General features: G+C 68.0%; 5 protein-coding genes. 3 read left to right on the forward strand and 2 right to left on the reverse strand.

Translation table 11 applies throughout. The features are described 5' to 3' along the window. Positions 1-117: 117 nt before the first annotated feature. Positions 118-1575 carry an NYN domain-containing protein gene (locus tag G6024_RS13275; protein ID WP_159148899.1) on the reverse strand — a complete coding sequence of 486 codons (1458 nt, stop codon included), beginning with the start codon at positions 1573-1575 and terminating at the stop codon, positions 118-120. A 99-nt stretch (positions 1576-1674) separates the two neighbouring features. Here G6024_RS13275 and G6024_RS13280 point away from each other — a divergent pair, with 99 nt between their 5' ends. Then, positions 1675-2535, forward strand: a complete 861-nt coding sequence (locus G6024_RS13280; protein ID WP_159148900.1) for a mycofactocin-coupled SDR family oxidoreductase — start codon at positions 1675-1677, stop codon at positions 2533-2535. A 130-nt stretch (positions 2536-2665) separates the two neighbouring features. Here G6024_RS13280 and G6024_RS13285 read toward each other — a convergent pair whose 3' ends face one another. Next, positions 2666-2806 (reverse strand): hypothetical protein, encoded by a 141-nt coding sequence (locus tag G6024_RS13285; protein ID WP_173674791.1) that lies wholly within the window; start codon positions 2804-2806, stop codon positions 2666-2668. 296 nt (positions 2807-3102) lie between these two features. Between G6024_RS13285 and G6024_RS13290 the strand changes: the two genes are divergently transcribed. Together G6024_RS13290 and G6024_RS13295 are read left to right on the forward strand one after the other, a co-directional pair. Continuing rightward, complete coding sequence (locus tag G6024_RS13290; protein ID WP_096906674.1) at positions 3103-4344, forward strand: fatty acid desaturase family protein; 1242 nt, start codon at positions 3103-3105, stop codon at positions 4342-4344. A 185-nt stretch (positions 4345-4529) separates the two neighbouring features. Further along, on the forward strand, positions 4530-5092 hold a 563-nt coding region (locus G6024_RS13295), incomplete at its 3' end, for a TetR/AcrR family transcriptional regulator (protein WP_159148901.1).

Consider the following 5092-nt stretch of genomic DNA (forward strand, 5'->3'; position numbering starts at 1 on the left):
CCCTACGCCTGGCCGCCGAACGCAAAGCCAACGCCATGGCCCCACCACCAGACACCCCACACGACCACCACCACGACCCCGACCCCCCGCCCTTCTGACCGGCCGGGTGGGAAGGAGTCAGCGGTGCTTGAGCAGGACTGCTCGGATCCCCTCGTGGAAGCCGTCTCGCAGACGAACCCGCTGGGCTTCCGTCAGAGTGAACTCGTTGAGCATCTGGCAGGCGAACTGCAGCAACGGGCGGTCGATCCCCGGGGGAAGCACGCCGCCCGAGAGGAGATGCGCCTGGTCCCGCTGACTCTCCGTGGCGGCCCGCTCGTACCACCACGTTGCGTACTGCTGACCCACGTCGAAGGGGGTCTGCTCACCGGACGAGGTCCAGACCTCGTCCGGGAGCGGAACGAACTTCGACCGCAATGGCCGACGATGGGGAGCCATCATCGAGGGGTTCGGCCGGGACGACCCGTTGGAATCCGCACCGGGGTCCGAGGGCTTCTGGACCGAGCCCGCGAACTGGGGAGCGACCCGGGAGGACTGCGCCGGCGGCTGGGGGCCCGGGTGCGCCTCGGCGGCCTCGGGGGACGCCTCGGCCGGGCCGGGCCGCTCGGGCTCGCCCACCTTGTCACGCTTCTCTGCCTTCTCGGGCTTGCCGCTCTGCTTGGCCAACTGCGCGGGCGACGGCCCCGGGCCCTGTGCACTCTCGGGCTTCGACGGCGCGCCAGGCGCGGGGACCTTACCGGCCGTCGGCGATTCGGCTGGTTTCTGCGCGGAATCCCCGGCCTCCGGCGCGGGCGGCTCGGACTCGGCTCTCGCCGCGCATTCCTGCTCGTCCGCCACCAACTCCTCCGCATCGGCCGCACGCTCCTCCTCGGCCGCCGTCAGGCGGGTCTCGTCGGCCACCGAGGTGGCCGAGGCGCGATCCGAGCGCAGGACGACGTCGGCCATCCCCACCGACTCCTCGGTCTCGTGGCCATCCTCCCCCGGATGCACCGGAGGCGCCGTCGGGGTCCTGACCTTCGGGGGGATGGGGCCCTCGAGGACCCTGATCTGCATGGCGTCGTGAAAGTCGGTGCGGGGATCGAGCACGGTCGTGGTGTCGCAGGCGTGTCGCAGCGCCGAGGAAATCGAATCCCAGCCGAAACCCACGAGGTGCATCCGGACACCGGCGTCGACCGCCACCCGCACGCCGGGGATCATGTCGGCGTCCCCGGTGACCAGGACCATGTCCGAACACTGGCCCTTGTAGGCGGCTTGGATCATGTCGGCGACGAGGAGGGTGTCGACCGCCTTCTGGGTTCGTCTCTCACCCCACTCGATCAACTGGCCGGCGCGCAGCTGCACGCCCTCGATCACGCGAAGAGTGCGCTGATACCGGTGCGGGCCGGAGTCCGGGATGCCGTCATACCAGTTCTGGCGCTGGACCGGCTGGTCCACCAGACCGTGCGCTACGTGGTCTAAACGGTGCACGACCGTGGCCAGGGATATCTCCAACTGGCCGCGCGCACCCTCCTCCCACGAGTTGTAAAAACTAGCCAGTAGATACGAGGTATCCACGAGGACCAGAGTCCGTTCAAGCATGATGATCACTACCTGTTCTGATTGTCTACGTTGACTTCCAGCATGCCGCAGGGCGGGCGACCCCGCAGGGTCCGCCGCCGAACCACGTCAGGAGCCCCGATGTCGCAAGCCGTCCCCACCCAGGCCGATCTGAGCGGAAGGGTCGTGCTGGTCACCGGCGCCGCACGCGGCCAGGGGCGCGCACACTGTGAGGCGTTCGCCGCCGCCGGATGTGACGTATTCGCCCTCGACCTGTGCCGGGACATCGACACGGTCCCCTACCCGATGGCAGATCCGGAGGACCTCGAGGCCACCGCCGAGGCCGTTCGCGCGCTCGGCCGGCGCTGCATCACCGGGGAAGTGGACGTTCGGGACCTCCCCGGCATGCGGGCAGCCGTCGACGCCGCGGTCGCCGAGTTGGGCGGCCTCGACTTCGTCGTCGCGAACGCGGGAGTCTCCCCGCAGGTCGGGACTTCGTGGGAGCGCACCGAGGAGGAATGGGACACCACGCTCGACATCAACCTCAAGGGAACCTGGGTGACCACGACCGTGGCGATCCCCCACATCCTCGCTACCGAGCGCGGCGGTTCGGTCGTGCTGATCAGCTCCATGGTGGGCCTGAGGGGCGGTTCATTCTCCGCCAGCTACGGAACGTCCAAGTGGGCGGTGCGGGGGCTCGCCAAGGCGCTGGCCGGCGAACTCGGATTCTCCAACGTCCGGTGCAATTCGATCCACCCCGGCAACGTGCGTACGCCGATGATCGACAACCCGTCGATGATCGAGATGATGTCAGGCGGCAAGGGGACGACGCTCGAGGACACCGCAGGGACGTTCGCCGGCATGAACGAGCTGCCCCAACCGTGGGTCGAGCCGTCGGCGATCGCGTCCATGGCCGTCTACCTGTGCAGCGACGCGGGCGCGGGCATCACCGGCGCCTCCATTCCGATCGACCTGGGTGGCAGCGAGAAGTTCGGCCTCTGAGCCGGCGGCACGGCCGCTGCCACCACCGCCACCCACCCGGCCGACCGGATGAAACGCGGCAGCCCGCCCCTCGAGCGAGGGGCGGGCTGCCGCGGAGATCACCGGGCGATGAACCCGGCGCTCGAAAGGATCAGACCGACTCGGGAGTGCCCGCGGGCGGGGCCGGACGGGGAACGCTGATAGTCGAACCGGTGGCGGTCCACACGAGCGACCAGAAGATGTCGATGACCGGCTGGATGGCCTGCAGGAAGATGTCGTTGGCGTTGCTCATGATGTGTCCCCTCGTATTTACTGCTTCGTACTGAGTCGTACTGCGGTATCGGGCGTTGTGTCTGCACCCCACGTAACGCCATCTATGTCGTCACGAACCCGCTCGACGTTACACAACCGTGATGTCCGGCGTGACATCGTCGAACTCCCGCGCAGGCCACGCGCGCTACGGCGCCGGAAAAGACTTCTCGGCCACACCACAACTGGGCGGCGATCGATCAACTCACCACACACCGAAATTGTGACCCACGCAACCGAACGTACCTACGCGACCGTAAGTTACGGTACCGTAGCTTCATGGCCATCACCGACATCCCGGAATTCGCGCACCTCTCCGAATCCGACATCGAAGCCCTCGGCGCGGAGCTCGAGCAGATCCGTCAGGACATCATCGGCTCCCTCAGCGAGCGAGATGCCGCGTACATCCACAACACGATCCGATTCCAGCGGGGACTCGAGATCGCGGCCCGTGCACTGCTCCTCGTGGGCTCGCGTAACCGCACGGCCTGGGCGATCGGCGCAGGCACCCTCGGGGTCGCCAAGATCGTCGAGAACATGGAACTCGGCCACAACATCATGCACGGGCAGTGGGACTGGATGAACGACCCCGAGATCCACTCCACCACCTGGGAGTGGGACATCGTGGGCACCGCCGAGCACTGGAAGCAGACCCACAACTACATCCACCACAAGTACACCAACATCGTCGGCCTGGACGACGATGTGGGGTACGGCGTTCTCCGGGTGACCCGCGACCAGCGTTGGCACCCCTTCTACTACGGGAACATCGCCTACAACGCGGCCCTCGCGCTGCTGTTCCAATGGGGCGTGGGGATCCAGCACCTCGAGCTGGGCAAGGTCGCCAAGGGTCGTGACGACCGTCGCGAGACCATGAACAAGCTCTCGCTCTTCGCCAAGAAGGCCGGCCGTCAGCTCGCCAAGGACTACGTCTTCTACCCGCTGCTGTCCGGCAAGGGGTGGAAGTCCACCGCCACCGCCAACCTGGTCGCCAACGGGATCCGCAACGTCTGGACCAACGCGGTGATCTTCTGTGGCCACTTCCCCGACGGTGCCGAGAAGTTCACCAAGAAGGACGTGGAGAACGAGACGCAGGCGGAGTGGTACCTGCGGCAGATGCTCGGCTCCGCCAACATCACCGGCGGTCCGGTTGTCGACTTCATGTCAGGCAACCTGTCGTACCAGATCGAGCACCACATCTACCCGGACATGTCGTCCAACCGGCTCGCGGAGGCGTCCATCCGGGTGCGTGAGGTGTGCCGCAAGTACGACCTGCCCTACGTGGCCGGTCCGCTGCCGGTGCAGTACTTCAAGACCTGGCGCACCATCGCCAAGCTGTCGCTGCCCAACCACATGCTGCGCGACACGACCGATGACGCGCCGGAGACCCACTCCGAGCGGATGTTCGCCGACCAGCCCAAGCCGCTGCCGGCCGTGGAGGGTCAGCGGGCGGGCCTGAAGACCGCGCTGCAGCACCACCGTGCCACGCGGCGGGCCCGCAAGGTCGCCGCCGTGGCCTGACCAGCGGCCGCAGAATCGACGCCAGGGACGCCCCGGCACCGGATACCGGTGCCGGGGCGTCCGTGATTCCGACGCCGACGGCCCCGTACGGCGATAGGCTGTCGCTCGAGTCGGCGGGACCCGTCGACGTCCGGCACTACACCGGTCGAGCTGAATGTCCGTGGAACACGACGACGGGAGCCCCCATGGAGGACCGGCGCATGCTCATCGCCGATTCCGCGATCGAGGTCGTGGCGAGGGACGGGGTCCGTGCCCTCACCCATCGCGCCGTGGACTCGGAGGCGGGATTGCCCTCGGGCTCCACCTCCTACTACTGCCGCACCCGCGCGCAGCTGCTCACCCTCACCGTCGACCGGCTCACCTCGCTGCTGCGGGGATTCGTCGAGGTCTCGGGGATCCAGGAACTGGCGTCCTCCGACGCCGACGACGTGCTGGGGATGCTCACGCGCATGGTCGACGGACTGTTGGCCGACTACCGCGGTGAGCTGGCGGCCAGGTCGGCGTTGATCGTCGAACTCGCCGGCAAGGAGGACACCACGGACCTCGTGGCCGCACTGCTCGATCCGAGCGACCTCGTCGGCGCGCTCGACGCCGCCGGGCTACGCGACCCGGCCACCGCCGCCCTGGACCTGTTGACCGTGTACGAGGGCCTGCTGTGGGAGCGCACGGTCGGCAGGCTGGCCGGCGTCGAGGTCGACCACAAGCACGACGCCGAGGTGCTGGGCGCGGTGCTCGCCCGCCACGAGCA

It is taken from the genome of Dietzia maris, assembly GCF_014144855.1.
GTDB classification, from domain to species: domain Bacteria; phylum Actinomycetota; class Actinomycetes; order Mycobacteriales; family Mycobacteriaceae; genus Dietzia; species Dietzia kunjamensis.

Excerpts from the sequence above, each read along its gene's own strand:
- G6024_RS13275 (WP_159148899.1), bottom strand. The coding sequence starts at position 1,575 with ATGCTTGAACGGACTCTGGTCCTCGTGGATACCTCGTATCTACTGGCT.
- G6024_RS13280 (WP_159148900.1), top strand. The coding sequence starts at position 1,675 with ATGTCGCAAGCCGTCCCCACCCAGGCCGATCTGAGCGGAAGGGTCGTG.
- G6024_RS13285 (WP_173674791.1), bottom strand. The coding sequence starts at position 2,806 with ATGAGCAACGCCAACGACATCTTCCTGCAGGCCATCCAGCCGGTCATC.
- G6024_RS13290 (WP_096906674.1), top strand. The coding sequence starts at position 3,103 with ATGGCCATCACCGACATCCCGGAATTCGCGCACCTCTCCGAATCCGAC.